The 15,173-nt window shown below is 67.9% G+C and carries 12 protein-coding genes; 4 read left to right on the top strand and 8 right to left on the bottom strand.

What is annotated here, in order from left to right:
• Position 1: 1 nt before the first annotated feature.
• Together AB4Z16_RS13985 and AB4Z16_RS13980 are read left to right on the top strand one after the other, a co-directional pair.
• Positions 2–2,824, top strand: coding sequence for a DUF4159 domain-containing protein (locus tag AB4Z16_RS13985; protein WP_441511960.1), 2,823 nt, complete (start codon positions 2–4; stop codon positions 2,822–2,824).
• Between the two features lie 169 nt (positions 2,825–2,993).
• Entirely contained in the window at positions 2,994–5,084 is a 2,091-nt protein-coding gene (locus AB4Z16_RS13980) for a hypothetical protein (protein ID WP_441511959.1), read from the top strand.
• 54 nt (positions 5,085–5,138) lie between these two features.
• Here the strand turns inward: AB4Z16_RS13980 and AB4Z16_RS13975 are convergent, their stop codons facing one another.
• Together AB4Z16_RS13975 and AB4Z16_RS13970 are read right to left on the bottom strand one after the other, a co-directional pair.
• Positions 5,139–5,648, bottom strand: coding sequence for a GNAT family N-acetyltransferase (locus tag AB4Z16_RS13975; RefSeq protein WP_441511958.1), 510 nt, complete (start codon positions 5,646–5,648; stop codon positions 5,139–5,141).
• A gap of 168 nt (positions 5,649–5,816) precedes the next feature.
• The gene (locus tag AB4Z16_RS13970; protein WP_441512214.1) at positions 5,817–6,287 is read right to left on the bottom strand and encodes an NUDIX domain-containing protein; all 471 of its coding nucleotides are present in this window, start codon (positions 6,285–6,287) and stop codon (positions 5,817–5,819) included.
• A gap of 371 nt (positions 6,288–6,658) precedes the next feature.
• On the opposite strand from AB4Z16_RS13970, the gene AB4Z16_RS13965 reads away from it, so the two are divergent.
• Entirely contained in the window at positions 6,659–7,552 is an 894-nt protein-coding gene (locus tag AB4Z16_RS13965; RefSeq protein ID WP_441511957.1) for a metallophosphoesterase family protein, read from the top strand.
• A gap of 151 nt (positions 7,553–7,703) precedes the next feature.
• Here the strand turns inward: AB4Z16_RS13965 and AB4Z16_RS13960 are convergent, their stop codons facing one another.
• Both AB4Z16_RS13960 and AB4Z16_RS13955 read right to left on the bottom strand, forming a co-directional pair.
• Positions 7,704–8,450 carry an SDR family oxidoreductase gene (locus AB4Z16_RS13960; protein ID WP_441511956.1) on the bottom strand — a complete coding sequence of 249 codons (747 nt, stop codon included), beginning with the start codon at positions 8,448–8,450 and terminating at the stop codon, positions 7,704–7,706.
• Between the two features lie 206 nt (positions 8,451–8,656).
• A complete protein-coding gene (locus AB4Z16_RS13955) occupies positions 8,657–10,468 on the bottom strand; it encodes an ABC-F family ATP-binding cassette domain-containing protein (protein WP_441511955.1) in 1,812 nt (603 codons plus the stop codon).
• A 134-nt stretch (positions 10,469–10,602) separates the two neighbouring features.
• On the opposite strand from AB4Z16_RS13955, the gene AB4Z16_RS13950 reads away from it, so the two are divergent.
• Positions 10,603–10,941 carry a hypothetical protein gene (locus AB4Z16_RS13950; RefSeq protein ID WP_441511954.1) on the top strand — a complete coding sequence of 113 codons (339 nt, stop codon included), beginning with the start codon at positions 10,603–10,605 and terminating at the stop codon, positions 10,939–10,941.
• 129 nt (positions 10,942–11,070) lie between these two features.
• Here AB4Z16_RS13950 and AB4Z16_RS13945 read toward each other — a convergent pair whose 3' ends face one another.
• From AB4Z16_RS13945 to AB4Z16_RS13930, 4 genes are all read right to left on the bottom strand, one after another.
• Positions 11,071–12,141: an acyltransferase family protein gene (locus tag AB4Z16_RS13945; protein WP_441511953.1), complete on the bottom strand. Its 1,071-nt coding sequence runs from the start codon at positions 12,139–12,141 to the stop codon at positions 11,071–11,073.
• Positions 12,142–12,178: 37 nt separating this feature from the next.
• Positions 12,179–13,183 carry a glucokinase gene (locus AB4Z16_RS13940; RefSeq protein WP_441511952.1) on the bottom strand — a complete coding sequence of 335 codons (1,005 nt, stop codon included), beginning with the start codon at positions 13,181–13,183 and terminating at the stop codon, positions 12,179–12,181.
• Positions 13,183–13,962, bottom strand: coding sequence for a 2-oxo-tetronate isomerase (gene otnI, locus AB4Z16_RS13935; RefSeq protein ID WP_441511951.1), 780 nt, complete (start codon positions 13,960–13,962; stop codon positions 13,183–13,185). Before otnI ends, AB4Z16_RS13940 begins: the two co-directional genes overlap by 1 nt.
• 114 nt (positions 13,963–14,076) lie before the next feature.
• Positions 14,077–15,054 (bottom strand): hypothetical protein, encoded by a 978-nt coding sequence (locus tag AB4Z16_RS13930; RefSeq protein ID WP_441511950.1) that lies wholly within the window; start codon positions 15,052–15,054, stop codon positions 14,077–14,079.
• Positions 15,055–15,173: the final 119 nt, after the last annotated feature.

Below are 15,173 nucleotides of genomic sequence, written 5' to 3'. Positions count from 1 at the left end.
CATGTTCAGCGCCCTCCCCTTGACCTTCACCGCCCCGCTCGCACTGGCCGCGCTCGCCCTGCTGCCAGCGCTCTGGCTGATCCTGCGTGTGACGCCGCCACGGCCGCGCCGGATCGACTTTCCGCCGCTCAAGATCATGGCCGACCTCGTCGCCAAGCGGGAATTGCCGGCGCATACGCCCTGGTGGCTGCTCGCCATCCGCATGGCGGTTGCCGCGCTCGTCATCCTCGCGGTCGCCGGCCCGATCTGGAACCCGCCGCGCGAAGGCGCAGCCCTGCGCGGCCCCGTCTTGCTCCTCGTCGACAACGGCTTCGGCGCCGCCTCCGACTGGCCGGATCGCGTCACCGTCGCCGAGTCGCGGATCGCGGCCGCAACGCGCGAGGGCCGCCCGGTCGCCATCGTCGGACTGGCCGAGGCCCCGGCCGCCATCTCGCTGGCGGAGCCGCGCGTAGCGCTCGACCGGCTGCGCGCGCTGGCGCTCCAGCCACATGCGCCTGATCGAGCCGCGCATCTGCCGCGCATCGAATCCTTCCTCCAGACAGCACCGGAAGCGGAGATCGTCTGGATATCCGACGGCCTCGCGGTTTCCGACGACGGCAGCTTCCAGGCCAGGCTGAAGCAGCTCGCCGACGCAAGACGGCTTTCGATCCATGCCGGCCCCCCGAACCAGCTCGCACTCGCTGCGCCCGACAATCTAGCCGGCGCGCTCAGCGTGAAAGTTCTGCGGCCGACGGCGAGCGCACCCGCCACCGGGCAGGTCCGCGCGCTCGACCTGAAGGGCCTGCCGCTCGGCGACGCACCTTTCATCTTCGAAGGTTCGAATCTGCAAACCACGGCGCGCCTGACCCTGCCGATCGAAGTCCGCAACGCGGTCTCGCGGCTGGAAATCCTCGGCGAGAACAGCGCCGGCGCCGTCGCCCTGCTCGACGATCGCGCCAAGCGCCGCCGGATCGGCATCGTCTCGGGCGCCACCGCCGACACGGCGCAACCGCTGCTCTCGCCGACCTACTACATCTCGCGCGCGCTCCAGCCCTTCGCCGAAGTCCGCGAACCGCGCCAGGGTTCGACCGACCCGGTCGGTGAGCTCCTCGCGCAGAATCTCTCGGTCCTGGTTCTGGCCGATATCGGCGCGCTCGACCGCGACACCAGCGCCAAGGTCTCCGATTTCGTCACCCGCGGCGGTGTGCTGCTACGCTTTGCCGGCGCGCGCCTTGCCGCCTCTTCGGACGATCTCACGCCGGTGCGCCTGCGCCGCGGCGGACGGACTTTGGGCGGCGGCCTCTCCTGGGAGACGCCACGCAAGCTCGCGCCCTTCACGCGCGAAAGCCCCTTCTACGGCCTGACGATCAGTGACGATATCCGCGTCAGCCGCCAGATCCTGGCGGAGCCGGAGGCCGATCTCTCGCGCAAGACCTGGGCGGCGCTGGAAGATGGCACGCCCGTCGTCACCGGCGAGCGGCGCGGCGACGGGCTGATCGCCATGGTCCACGTCACCGCCGACACCACCTGGTCGAACCTGCCTCTCTCCGGCCTCTTCGTGGAGATGCTGCGCCGCGTGGTGAATCTCGCCGGCACCGGCCCTGCCGCCGATGCCCAAAGCGACGAGGTCCGCGTCGAGACGCTCTCGCCGACCCGCGTGCTCGACGGCAGCGGCCGCTTCCGCACCCCGCCGGCGACCAGCCAGCCCGTGCCCCGCAACTATGCCGGCCGCGGCACGCTCGCCCATCCGCCCGGCCTCTATGGCCCTGCCGACGGCACGCTCGCAGTGAATGCTCTCACCCCGAATGACACGCTGGGTGCGCTCGATCTCGCCGGCCTCGGCGCTCCGATCCTGCCGATCGACGAGCCGGTGGCGCGCGACGCCCGCCCGCCCCTGCTGGCGCTGGCCCTGCTGCTGCTGATCGCGGATACGCTGGCGACGCTCTGGCTCGGCGGGCGGCTCGGCTTCGGCCGCGCCCGCAAAGCGACCGCGGCGGCCGCGATCCTCATCGCATTGGGCTTCGCAGGCGGCTTCGCGCCCGACAGCGCTCGCGCCCAACCCGCGCCGAACCCGCAAGCGGACACACGCCCGCCGATTCCCCGCGCGCTCCTCGCCAATGGCGCGGTGACGCGGCTCGCCTATGTCGTCACCGGCGACAAGGCCGTCGACGACATGTCGAAGGCCGGTCTCGCCGGGCTCAATATCGTCCTCGGCGCGCGCACCGCGCTGGAACCGGGTGAGCCGGTCGGCGTCAATGTCGAGCGCGACGAACTGGCCTTCTTCCCGGTGCTCTACTGGCCGGTGGTTGCCGGCCGGCCGATCCCCTCGGCCGAGACGCTGCGCAAGCTGGAAGCCTATATGAAGGGCGGCGGCCTCGTGATCTTCGACACGCGCGACGCCATGAGCGCCCGTCCCGGCGGCGGCACGACGCCGGAAGGCGACCAGCTCAAGCGCATGCTGCAGACGCTCGACATTCCCGAGCTCGAGCCGCTGCCGCGCGACCATGTCCTGACCAAGACCTTCTATATCCTCGACGAACTCGTCGGCCGGTACGACAGCGGCACGACCTGGGTCGAGACGCTACCGCCCGCAGACAGCGACGGCCGGCGCCCGGCACGCGCTGGCGACAATGTTTCGCCCATCATCATCACCGCCAACGACCTCGCCGCGGCCTGGGCCATCGACAAGCGCGGCGAAGGGCTGGTGCCGCTCTCCGGCGCCGATCCGCGCCAGCGCGAGATGGCGCTGCGCGGCGGCATCAACCTCGTGATGTACGCCCTCACCGGCAACTACAAGGCCGATCAGGTCCATGTTCCGGCTCTGCTGGAAAGGCTGGGCCAGTGATGCCCCTTCGTATTCCCTCAGCCCTCATCCTGAGGAGCCGCGAAGCGGCGTCTCGAAGGATGTTCCAGACGTCTCCAGGACCTTCTGGACCATCCTTCGAGACGCCAATCATCTCCGAATGGCTACACCAGATGAAGGCTGAAGGTCGGAAACCGGAAGGATTGCGCTGATGTGGAGCGTCTCCTTCGCCCCACTCGTGCCGCTGCCGCTCCTGATCGGCCTCGCCGTGCTGGCGGCGCTGGCCGCCGGCGCCGCCCTCGTCCTCGCCGGCCGCAGCGCCATCCTGCGGGCCCTGGCACTCATCGTACTGACGACGGCTCTCGCCGATCCCTCGCTGGTCTTCGAGGAGCGTGAGCCGGTCAAGGACGTCGTCCCGGTCGTGGTCGATCGCTCGGCGTCGAACCGCCTCGCCGACCGTTCGGCCCAGACCAATGCCGCCGTGGCCGAGGTCGAACGGCAATTGCGCGGCATCCCCAATGTCGAACCGCGGATCGTCGAGCTGCGCGACGCACAGGGGTCGAGCGACGGCACCCGCCTCTTCGAGGCCCTGGCCTCGAGCCTCGCCGATGTTCCCTCCGAACGCGTCGCCGGCGCCATCGCCATCACCGACGGCCTCGCCCACGACACGCCGGCCAATGCCGAGGCACTCGGCCTGCGCGCTCCGCTCCATATCCTGACGACCGGCCGCAATGCCGAGATCGACCGCCGCATCATGCTGGTCGATGCGCCACGCTTCGGCATCGTCGGCAAGGACCAGGTCATCCGGCTGCGGGTGGTCGACAAGAACGGATCGAGCCGCGCCGGCCTCACCATTCGCCGCGACGGCGAGATCATTGCCCGCCGCGACGTCGCGACCGGCCAGATCGTTCAGGTGCCTATCCGCATCGACCGCGGCGGCCCGAACGTCGTCGAGATCGAGGCCGCGCCGCTCGACAACGAGCTGACGCTCGCCAACAACCGCGCCGTCATCACCATCGAAGGTGTCAGGGACAAGCTGCGCGTGCTGCTGGTCTCGGGCGAGCCCCATCCGGGTGAGCGCACCTGGCGCAACCTGCTCAAGGCCGACGCCAATGTCGACCTCGTCCATTTCACGATCCTTCGCCCACCGGAGAAGCAGGACGGCACGCCGATCAACGAACTCTCGCTGATCGCCTTCCCGACGCGCGAACTGTTCCAGGTCAAGATCAAGGAATTCGACCTGATCATCTTCGACCGCTACGCCAACCAGTCGATCCTGCCGCTGCTCTATTTCGACAACATCGTCCGCTACGTCCGCGACGGCGGCGCGCTGCTGGTCGCGGCCGGCCCGGAATATGCGGGATCGCAGACGCTGGCGCGCACCCCGCTCGGCCAGATCCTGCCGGCCCTGCCGGACGGCAGCGTCATCGACGAAGCCTATCGCGCGGAGGTCAGCGAGCCCGGCAAGCGCCACCCGGTCACCCGCGACCTGCCGGGCTCGGAAGTCTCGCCGCCGCGCTGGGGCGAGTGGCTGCGCATGGTCGGCGCGCAGGCGCGCGCTGGCGCATCCCCGGTCATGACCGGCCCTGGCGAACGGCCGCTGCTGATGCTGGCCCGCGAACAGAAGGGCCGCGTCGCGCTCTTCCTCTCCGATCACGCCTGGCTCTGGGCCCGCGGCTTCCGCGACGGCGGCCCCTATCTGGACCTGCTGCGACGCCTCAGCCATTGGCTGATGAAGGAACCGGAGCTGGAGGAGGAGGCGCTGCGCGCCACCACCCGCGGCGGCACCATCGAGGTCGAGCGTCAGACGCTGGGCGACAATCCCGCCCCCGTCACCATCACCGGCCCCGACGGCCAGTCGCGCTCGATCCCGCTGGAAGCGGGGCGGCCGGGCCTGTTCACCGCGCGCATCCCGGCTGGCGATCAGGGCCTTTACCGGCTGACGGCCGATAATCTCACCGCCTTCGCCAGCGTCGGCCCCGAGAACCCGCGCGAATTGATGGAAGTTGTCAGCGATCCAACGGCACTTCAGAGCCTGGCTCAGGCGACCGGCGGCTCCTCGCGCCGCACCGGCCATGAAGGCGATTCCGGCGTCAGCATTCCGCGCATCGTGCCGGTGCGTTCCGGCAGCCAGTTCGCCGGCAATGACTGGATCGGCCTCAGAATCAGCGATTCCGGCATCGTGCGCGGCGTGCAGGTCTCGCCGCTCTTCGTTGGGCTGATCGGTCTTGCGATCCTGTTCGGCGCGCTCGTCGCCGGCTGGCTCGGCGAGAGCGGGCGCCGCTTCAAGCGGCAGGCATGAACGCCGCTCCCGGGCAGGCCGAAGGCCTGAGCCCGGGATGATGGCGTGAGCCTTTCAGCCCCCCGCCCGCGCGGACGTTACGGGGCCGCGGCGATCGTTGAGCACGCCTTCAACCAGCTCCAGCGCCAGGAAGCGCGCGGGATCGGCCGGTCCCGGCAGAACGAGCTGGCCCGGCGGCAACACCTTGAAGCCGAAGCGCGCATAGTACGGCGCATCGCCGACCAGCAAGATCAGGTCGTGGCCGGCCTCGCGCGCGGCTTCGATCGAGCGGTTCATCAGCGCGGACCCGATGCCCCGGCCGTCAAAGGCGGGGTCGACCGTCAGAGGCCCGAGCATCAGCGCCTTGTGGCCGCCGGCGAGGACGGGCGTCACTTTCACCGAGCCGACAAGGAAGGTGCCGACATGGGCGGCGAAGGAGAGCGCCGGATCGGGCGGCACGCCTTCGCGCAAGCGGAAAGCGGTGCGGGCGAAGCGGCCCGGGCCGAAGGCACGCTCATGCAGGCGCTCGATGGCAGCGGCGTCCACGGGCAATTCGTGGCGGATGGTCAGCGGCAGGGATGTCATGGCAGCAGGCAGAGCAAGAGAGGCGATCGGCGGAGGCAGGCGCGTGCGGGCGCACTGCCGGAAGGCGCTTTCAGCGCGCCGGTCGTCGCAGGTCGCGGAGGCTGTGCCCGTTGCTCATGGAAAGCGCCTGTAGCAGAGGCGGATAGACCCGTCCATCGCGCTTTCGTTCTACCAGTCGGCCGCGGCCGGCGTGCCCGTCATGATTTCCGCCAGGCGCCGCCTTGTCGCAGGCGTGGTCCCCTCTGGCAAGCGATCCAGGGGGAAGAACCCGGCCTCGGCGATTTCCCTGTCGGGCAGCCTGACGCCTTCGACGATGAAGGAGCGGATGACGAAGAGGGCGACGTGATCGCGGCGCGAGATCCGGCGGTTGAAAAAGATGCCGTGGAGGGTCGGCTGCCCGGTGATCCTGATATTGCCCTCCTCAGCGACTTCGCGCTCAAGGGCATCCCACATCGTCTCGCCAACCTCGACTCCCCCGCCCGGCAGGTACCAGCCGGGGATGTAGCCATGCCGGACCAGGAAGACCTCGCCGCGCGCGTTGAGTACCGCGGCGCGCACGCCGAACGTCATGCTGCGGGAAAGCCGGAAATAGACATGCAGCACCGCGGTGAGCAGCCGATGCCGGAGTGTCCGCGGCATCTCGGTATCGGCTGGCGGATGGGGCGCCTGCGACTGCATCGGAACGACTCTCAAGGCTGCGTTAATTGTCTATGCAAAAAGCGCATGACGGACCGTCAACCAAGTCGATTGCCCTGTCACAAACGCGCCCCAAATAAGGGTCACACAGCCGCCGCATCCGCTAGGAACCACCAACATGCTGCTCTCGTTCATCGTTTCTTACCTGAAGGCCAAGCCGGCCTATGTCTGGAAGCCCGCCGTTACCCTGACCGATTCCCGTATCGTGTCGGAACTCACCGGCGCCGCCAACTGAAGCTTTCCGCATCCCGTCAGCCGAGGCGCATCAACGGCGCGCTTGACTGACGGCGGGCGGGAAGGGCAAGCGCTGGAGCGTGTTCAAGCTCGCGCATCTGTCCGACCCGCATCTCGGCCCGCTCGCCGGGTTTTCGTTGCATCAACTGCTGGGCAAGCGCGCGACCGGTTACGTCAACTGGCGTCGCAAGCGCAGGCACGCCCATGACATGGATGTCCTGGCCCGCATCGTCGCCGACATCCACGCGCAGCAGCCGGACCACACCGCCTGTACCGGCGACGTCGCCCATATCGGGCTGCCCGACGAATTCAGGACCGCCATCGCTTTTCTGGACACGCTGGGTCCGCGAGAGACCGTCAGCTTCGTGCCGGGCAATCACGATGCCTATGCGCGCTCATCGCTAAAGCCGTTGGCCGGGCTGCTCGCCCCCTGGTGCGCCGATGATGACGGGCGTGCCGGCTACCCCTGGTATCGCCGCCGCGGGCCGGTCGCGCTGATCGGCGTCAACAGCGGCGTGCCGACCTTGCCGCTGATGGCGACGGGGCGTATCGGCAGCGAGCAGATGGAGCGGATCGCTGCCCTGCTCGACCGCGCCCGCGAAGAGCACCTCATCCGCGTCGTCCTGATCCACCATCCGCCCTATGTCGGCGGTGCCAAGCGCGGCCGTGAACTGGTCGATGCCGCCGCCTTCGAGGCCATGCTGAAGCGCAAGGGCGCCGACCTCATCATCCACGGGCACAATCACAGCTTCTCGCTGGCCTGGCGCCCCGGGCCAAACCATGATGTTCCGATCGTCGGCGTGCCCTCGGCCTCGCTCGGCCTGCTCGGTCATGGCGAGCTCGGCTCCTGGCATCTCTTCCATATCGCGGGAGACGCTGCTGCACCGCAGATCAGGCTGGAACAACGCGGCTTCGAGCCTGACGGCACGGTCGTCCTTCGCCAGGAAATCGCGCTCCTGGGTGAGCGCGCCTAGCTACCTCTCCATTCTGAAGCGTTGGAGAATTCGTCAGCGCGAGACGCATGGCGCGCCGTTCGAGAACCGGCGCGCAGCAGACTTTCGTCCGTGAGCACCGGAAGCACAGAACGGCGCGTTGGGCGGCCGCTATGGCGGATCGGCCAATGCTTCAGACGCAGCGGCCGCCGTCGACCGCGAGCACCGAGCCCGTCACCATGTCCGCCTCGTCCGAGCAGAGGAACAGCGCGGCATTGGCGATGTCCTGCGGCGTCGAAAACCGGCCCCACGGGATCGAGGCGGTGAACTGAGCGCGCCGCTCGGGCGTGTCCTCGCCCATGAAGGTGGCGAGCAGCGGCGTCTCGCCGGCCACCGGCGCGATTGCGTTGACGCGGATCTTGTCCGGCGCAAGCTCGACCGCCATCGACTGCGAGATCAGGTTCGCCGCGCCCTTCGAGCCGTTGTACCAGGTCAAGCCCGGTCGCGGACGAAGACCCGCGGTCGAGCCGATGTTGAGGATGACGCCGCCGCCATGCTCGCGGAAATGCGGCACCGTCGCCCGCGCCATCAGATAGATCGACTTCACGTTGACCGCGAAGATCCGGTCGAACTCCTCCTCGGTCACCTCGGTCATCGGCTTGTTGCGATGGGTGGTGCCGGCATTGTTCACGACGATGTCGAGCCGCCCGACTTTGGCGAGGATCTTCTCGACCGCCTTATCAACGCTCTTGGCCTTGCCGACATCGCAGGTCACTGCGAAAGCCTTGCGGCCGATCGCCTTGGCGGCTTCCTTGGCCTTGTCGCCGTTGATGTCCAGCACCGCGACGCGCGCGCCCTCGCGCACGAAGGTCTCGGCGATGCCGAAGCCGAAACCCTGCGCCGCGCCGGTCACCAGCGCCGTCTTGCCTTTCAGTCTCATGGTCGTTCCTCGTGCTTTGCGGTTGCGCGATGTTTGAAACGATTGAGCGAGTCGGTAAATGCGCTTTCGTGCGCAGCCGGATTCGGAAATCGTATGGGCGAGGTCGTCATTCTCGGGCGAAGCGGAGCTTCGACCCGAGAATCTTATGACGAGAGGGCGCTGGTTTCCGAGATGCTCGGGTCAAGCCCGAGCATGACCGCGGGACCTTAAGCCCCGATCTCCTCGCGCAGCATCTCCAGCTCCAGCCAGCGCTCCTCGGCATCGCCGATCTCGCGCGCCACCTCTTCCAGCCGCGCCGTCGCCTTGGCGAAAAGCTTGGGATCGCGCGTGTAGAGATCGCCCGCCACGGCAGTGTTGAGCTTTGCGGCTTCCACCTGCAACGCCTCGATCTTCTTGGGCAATGTCTCCAGCGCGTGCTTCTCGTTGAAGGAGAGCTTGCGCTTGGACGCCGGCGCGGCCTGTACGGGGGCACCCGCAGTCTTTGGCGCCGCAGCTGGCGCTTTCTCCAGCACTCGCACCTTGGCGCCGACACCGCGACCGCGCTGCGCCAGCATGTCGGAATAGCCGCCGGCGAATTCGGTCCAGACGCCGTCTCCGTCCGAGATCAGCACCGCCGAGACGACCCGGTCGATGAAGTCGCGGTCATGGCTGACCAGCAGCACTGTGCCCTGATAATCGGCCAGCAGTTCCTGCAGCAGGTCGAGCGTTTCGAGGTCGAGATCATTGGTCGGCTCGTCCAGCACCAGCAGGTTCGACGGCTTGGCCAGCGCGCGGGCCAGCATCAGCCGCCCGCGCTCCCCGCCCGAGAGCGCGCCGACCGGGGTGCCGCGCTGGATCGGCTGGAACAGGAAGTCCTTCATGTATGAGACGACATGGCGGGGCTGGCCGCCGACCATCACCTGGTCCGAGCCGCCACCCGTCAGTGCATCGCCGAGCGGTGTCGCCGGATCGAGGCTTTCGCGGCGCTGGTCGAGCGTCACCATCTCCAGCGCCGTGCCGAGCTTGACCGTGCCGCTGTCGGGCGCGAGCGCGCCGGTCAGCAGGTTGATCAGCGTCGTCTTGCCGGCGCCGTTCGGACCGACGATGCCGATCCGGTCGCCACGCGCCACGCGCAGCGACAGGTTCTTGATGATAACGTTGTCGCCATAGGCCTTGGCCACGTCGATGGCCTCGATGACGAGCTTGCCGGAGGTCTGCGCCTCGCTCGCCTCCAGACGGACATTGCCGACCGCGCTGCGGGCCGTGCGGCGCTGGTCGCGCAGCGAATGAAGCTCACCGAGCCGGCGCTGGTTGCGGGTACGCCGGGCGCTGACGCCGTAGCGCAGCCAGTCCTCCTCGCGCGCGATCTTGCGGTCGAGCTTGTGGCGGTCGAGTTCTTCCTGCGCCAACACCTCGTCGCGCCAGGCCTCGAACTCGCCGAAGCCCTTCTCCATCCGCCGGGTGACGCCGCGGTCGAGCCAGATCGTCGCGCGCGAAAGCGAGGTCAGGAAACGCCGGTCGTGGCTGATCAGCACCATCGCCGATCGCAGCGACTTCAACTCCTGCTCCAGCCATTCGATCACCGGCAGGTCGAGATGGTTGGTCGGCTCGTCCAGCAGCAGGATGTCAGGCTCCGGCGCCAGCACGCGCGCCAACGCCGCCCGGCGCCCTTCGCCGCCCGACATCGAAGCGGGGTTCTCCTGCCCGGTCAGGCCGAGCTCCGTCAGCAGATATTGGGCGCGATAGGCGTCGTCGCCCGGCCCGAGCCCCGCCTCGACATAGGCGAGCGAGGTCCGGTAGCCGGTGAAATCCGGCTCCTGCGGCAGATAGCGGATGGTCGCGCCCGGCTGGACGAAGCGGTCCGCGCTGTCGGGCTCGACGAGGCCGGCCGCAATCTTGAGCAGGGTCGACTTGCCCGAACCGTTGCGGCCGACCAGGCAGACGCGCTCGCCGGCCGAGACCGCGATCTCGGCGGCTTCGAGCAAAGGCTGTCCGCCGAAGGTGAGCGCGACGTCGCGCAAATGCAGCAAGGGGGCCATGGTCCGTCCTGTGTTCCGGCCTGCGGGATAGACTGCCGCCGCCGCCCTGTCACGTCCGCAGGCGATGGCACGGCCCTTGCCAGCGCCGTTCCGCCCCCTATCGTGAGGCGCAGCAGCCCATGAGTCCGAGAGCCATGCCCAGCGAACGCCCCATCGGGATCGGCCATAATGGCGGTCCGCCGCTGAAGGAGCGCAAGCGCCGTTCCTCGAGCGGATCAGGCAATATCGGCCGCTATTTCGACTGGCGCTTCGCCCACCGCAAGGCCTGGAAGAAGCCGCGCGAGATCGCGCTGCGGCGTGAGGAGAAGGCATCTGCCCTCGGCCTGACCTATGAGGAATATTCGCTCGAGATCATGGAGCGCGGCTATTATCCGCAGCCCGAGCATGTCGAGACGATCAAGTCCAAGCGGGCACAGCGGCGCAAGGACGGCGGCGTGGTCGGCCAGTCGCTGAAGGGCATGAAGCTGAACTGAGTGTCGCCGTTATTCGCGGGCGAAGCTCTCGGGTCCGGCCGTCGGCCGGCCCAGGGATAAACCCCGTGCAGACCCGAGAAGCTCATGACAGAGGGGCCACGGAGCTTCTTCCTGCTGGGGATGATCGGGTCAAGCCTGAGCAGGACGGCCGCCGCTGCTTTCCAACCAGCGCCGCACAAGCCGCGTCGCCGGCTTCTCGAAGAAGCGATAGAGCAGGACTGCCGCCACCACGGCACCCGTAAGTGCAATTGCGATGAAGAGCATCGGCGCATGGAGCCCGATCCGCAACGCGACCTCGCGCATCCCCCGGATCACGAAGGGATGGACGAGATAGAGCGCATAGGAGGCATCGCCGACCGCCGCCAGCGCCTTGACCGGCCACACCGGCACGATGCCCTCGCGCCCACAGCCCGCAGAGAGCATCAGCAGGACGGCCGCGCCGCCGCGCCATAGCACGCTGCTCCATGGGCCATCCGTGCCCGGCAGCTGCGCGGCCGCGATCAGCACGGCCACGCCCCCGGCGGCGACCGCAACGCGCAAGGCGCCATGCAGGCGAAACCCTCTGCGCCGCAACACGGCAATGCCCATGCCGGCTGCGAATTCCAGAACGATCGGTTGACCCCAGAATCCAAAAGGCAGCGACAAGGGCCCTCCCAGGCTCTCCCCCCCGACCAGTACCGCCAGGACCAAAGTGACAGCCGGCAAGGTCCAGCCTTTCGGCAAGATGAGCCCGAGCGCGAACAGCGCGTAGAACAGCATCTCGTAGTTCAGCGTCCAGCCCAGCGAATAGACCGGCTGAACCAGGCCCTGCGTCGAGACAACCGGCCAGAACAGATAGGAGCCGAGGATCTGCGTGAAGCTCGGCACGCCCGAATTGAGCGCCGCCGGCACGACGAGCCCGACCAGCAAGAAGAGCGTCGTCATCGCCCAATAGAGCGGGACGATGCGCGCCAGCCGGCGCTTCAGGAATTCGCGCCAGGCGCCGGCCCGCCCGAACAGGTCCTGCGAGGCATGGACCATGATGAAGCCGGAGACGACGAAGAAGATGTCGACGCCGGCCATCCAGGGCAGCAGGTCGCTGCGGCTAAAGCTCAGGCCCGCCCGCTCGGCCAGCGCGGCGGCGTCCGGCTGCACGTGATGAATCGCGACCATGAATGCCGCGAGCGCGCGCAGGACCTGGATCGAATAGATGGGCTGCACGCGAACCTGTCGGGAAGCAGTCGGATGAGCGGGGCGCTCAGCCAAACCACAGCCGCTTCGGATCGTCGAGCCCGAAACGATGGAGATTGGCGGCAATCGCGGCGAGCCCCTGCTCGGCGGCGTCCTTCGTGGTGACGACGTGCAGAGCAAAGCGCGCCGCGAGATCCTCCATCGGCGGCTTACCGGCAAAGGCGGCGCGAACCGCCGCCCGATCCGCGAGCGGCAGCAGATGCGGCGCGATTCCACCCGCGATGAAGACACCGCCCGTCGCCTTGAAGACGAGGGCCAGATCGCCGGCGACACGCGCCAGCAGCCGCCAGAAGCAGACCACCGCCATCAGCGCTGCCGGATCGCCGTCATGGGCGAGGCGGGAGACGTCGGCAGCGCTCACCTCCGCCTCCAGCATGCCGGAGGTCCGCGCCACGGCCCGGTGCAGGCGCACGAGCCCGTCGCCGCTCAGCAGATGTTCGACGGTGAGGCGCGGTATGCCTTCGCTCAAAGCCGGCCAGAGCCGCTGCTCGGTCTGGTCCTCGGGGCCAATGCCGATATGGCCCGCTTCGGTCGGGATCAGCATGCCGCGTTCGCCATGTGTCAGCAAAGCCGCTGTTCCGAAGCCAGTCCCCGGCCCCAGCACCAGCCGCACGCCTTCCCGCTCCGGCCTGCCCTCGATCAATGTGGCGACGTCGTGCGGGCCCAGGACGGCGAGGGAAGCCGCCAGGGCCTCGAAGTCGTTGACCAGCAGGCCCTGCGTCAGCCCGAGAGCCTCCGCGATCCGCGGCCCATCGAGATTCCAGACCGCATTGGTCAATTGCGCCTGCCGGCCGTCGAGCGGCCCGGCGACGGCGAGCACGGCCGAACGCGGCTTCTCCGAAACCTCCGCGAGCACTACGGAAAATGCCGCTTCCGCCGTCGGATAGCTGCCGGTGCCGATCCGCGCGAGCGGCTGGTGGGGGCTGTCCGGGTCTGGGACCAGCGATAGCCGGCAGTTCGTGCCGCCGATATCGGCGACCAGCACCGGATAGGATATCGACGGCGGGCGCATCAGAGCGGCTTCCGCCAGGGCGCGAACCAGCCGAGACCTTCGAGCGTGCCGCGCTCGGGCCGATATTCGCATCCGACGAAGCCGTCATAGCCGAGCGCATCGAGCTCAGCGAAGAGGGTCGGATAATCCGGGCCCGAGGCGTCGGGTTCGTGGCGGCCATTAGCGCGAGCGATCTGGACATGGCCGACGAGCGGATAGAGCGCCTTCAGCCGCGCCGAGACATCGCCGTGGATCAACTCGCAATGATACATGTCGAATTGCAGCCGGACGTTCGGCCGGCCGGATTCGCGCGCATAGGCCGCAGCCTGATCGAAGTCGTTCAGGAAGTATCCCGGCATGTCCTTGCCATTGATCGGCTCGAGCAGGAGGTCGACGCCGTGCTCCGCCAGCTTGTCGGCGGCGTAGGCGAGCGAGGCGCGGTAGGTCTTCTGCGCGATGGGATCGTTGGGATCGGCGAGCCCTGCCATCATATGCAGGCGCTTGACGCCGGTCTCGTGCACATAAGCTAGCGCCGCTTCGACCGAGGCCTTGAACTCGTCCTCGCGACCAGCCAGCGCCGCAATGCCGCGCTCTCCTTTGGAGAAATCGCCCGGCGGCAGGTTGAACAGAGCCTGCGTGAGCTCGCCGCCGGTCAGCGCGAGCCCGATCTGCTCGGGGGTATGCTCATAGGGAAACAGGAATTCCACGGCCTCGAAGCCGGCCTCCGCGGCCGCTCTGAAACGGTCGAGGAAATCCCATTCGGTGAACATCATCGAAAGGTTGGCGGCAAAACGCGGCATGAAGGTCTCTGCGGAATAAGCGGTAGCAATCACGGCAAGCTAGCGCGCTGCGCCGGCCGCGTCATGACCAAACGCCGCAGGGAGGGGATGCGTTCCGATGCCGCCCCTCGGCGGCTACTTCTTTTCCGGCTTCGGCGGCGGATTCGGATCGGCCGAGAAATGCCGGAAAACCATGTCGGGAGAGGAGGTGTTGTGACGCGAATGGGTGGTGCGCCCCATCCAGATATCGGTTGCCTTGCCACCCTGGAACGGCATCAGGGCCTCCTCCCGCCAGCCCTTGGCGCTGGGCTCGCGCACCGCGATGCGGGCGACATCGTTGTTGAACTCGGTGACGTACATCGAACGCAAGGCGACAAAGGCCCTGCCCCCCGTCACCGGCTTGTCGAGCACGGCATCCAGCACCATCCGGTTCTCGTCGACGCTGTCGAGTCTCAGGCTACCGGCGGACCCGTCCTTGAAGTTCAGCTTGAAGGTCAGGGTATTCGGATCGAATTCGATCTCCTTGATGTTCACGACCGGGCGCCCATCCTGCTCGATCGGCCCGAACAGGAAGGAGGAGCCGTAGGAGGTGAAGCCGAGATGCTCCGGCGGCAGCGGCCGGGCACGCCAGTAGCCGTCCTGCGGATAGACGACCAGTACCTCGTAGGACTTGTCCTTGCCGAGCTTCCAGAGCTGAACGAGATGCAGCCCCTTCTCCACCCGGTCGCCGACGCGGAAAGTGGTGTCGGCCGGCCGCCAGAAAGTCGGGAAGGTGTAGCCGACCAGCCAGTAATCGATCGTTTCCCAGAACGTGATGCGGCGCGGCGGTGTCGGCGGCGTGAAGGAAGGATCGCCCTTCATGTCGCAATTCGCCCAATCGGCATCCCAATTGTCGCGCACGAGTCCGGCGATATAGGCCGGATGCGCGGCTTCGATCTGGAATCGCCGCACCTCGGGCGAAATCGCTTTGATCGTGACGTTGTCCTTCTCGGCGCAGAGCACGGGCTCGGATTCGTTCCTCACCTCGACGGCGACGTCGCCGGCGGCCCGCGCAATCGTCAGGGAGGCGAGAAGCGCGACCGAAACCGCAAGCGGGCGAAGAAGGCTGAGCATGGCAATCCCTGGCGAGTGGTTTCGGGAGCAGCGTAGCGACGCAAGATGAACGCCGGCTGGCCGCATGGCCTCACCTGCCGGGCAGTGCGGGCGAAACCGAAACAGGTTCTGGCTTGCAC

Source organism: Allobosea sp. TAF32 (genome assembly GCF_052113585.1).
Classification (GTDB): domain Bacteria; phylum Pseudomonadota; class Alphaproteobacteria; order Rhizobiales; family Beijerinckiaceae; genus Allobosea.
This window is presented reverse-complemented; position numbering and strand designations above follow the sequence as displayed.

Bases quoted from the DNA above. Each gene is read 5' to 3' on its own strand.
- AB4Z16_RS13985 (WP_441511960.1), top strand. From the start codon at position 2: ATGTTCAGCGCCCTCCCCTTGACCTTCACCGCCCCGCTCGCACTGGCC.
- AB4Z16_RS13980 (WP_441511959.1), top strand. From the start codon at position 2,994: ATGTGGAGCGTCTCCTTCGCCCCACTCGTGCCGCTGCCGCTCCTGATC.
- AB4Z16_RS13975 (WP_441511958.1), bottom strand. From the start codon at position 5,648: ATGACATCCCTGCCGCTGACCATCCGCCACGAATTGCCCGTGGACGCC.
- AB4Z16_RS13970 (WP_441512214.1), bottom strand. From the start codon at position 6,287: ATGCCGCGGACACTCCGGCATCGGCTGCTCACCGCGGTGCTGCATGTC.
- AB4Z16_RS13960 (WP_441511956.1), bottom strand. From the start codon at position 8,450: ATGAGACTGAAAGGCAAGACGGCGCTGGTGACCGGCGCGGCGCAGGGT.
- AB4Z16_RS13955 (WP_441511955.1), bottom strand. From the start codon at position 10,468: ATGGCCCCCTTGCTGCATTTGCGCGACGTCGCGCTCACCTTCGGCGGA.
- AB4Z16_RS13950 (WP_441511954.1), top strand. From the start codon at position 10,603: ATGCCCAGCGAACGCCCCATCGGGATCGGCCATAATGGCGGTCCGCCG.
- AB4Z16_RS13940 (WP_441511952.1), bottom strand. From the start codon at position 13,183: ATGCGCCCGCCGTCGATATCCTATCCGGTGCTGGTCGCCGATATCGGC.
- otnI (WP_441511951.1), bottom strand. From the start codon at position 13,962: ATGCCGCGTTTTGCCGCCAACCTTTCGATGATGTTCACCGAATGGGAT.
- AB4Z16_RS13930 (WP_441511950.1), bottom strand. From the start codon at position 15,054: ATGCTCAGCCTTCTTCGCCCGCTTGCGGTTTCGGTCGCGCTTCTCGCC.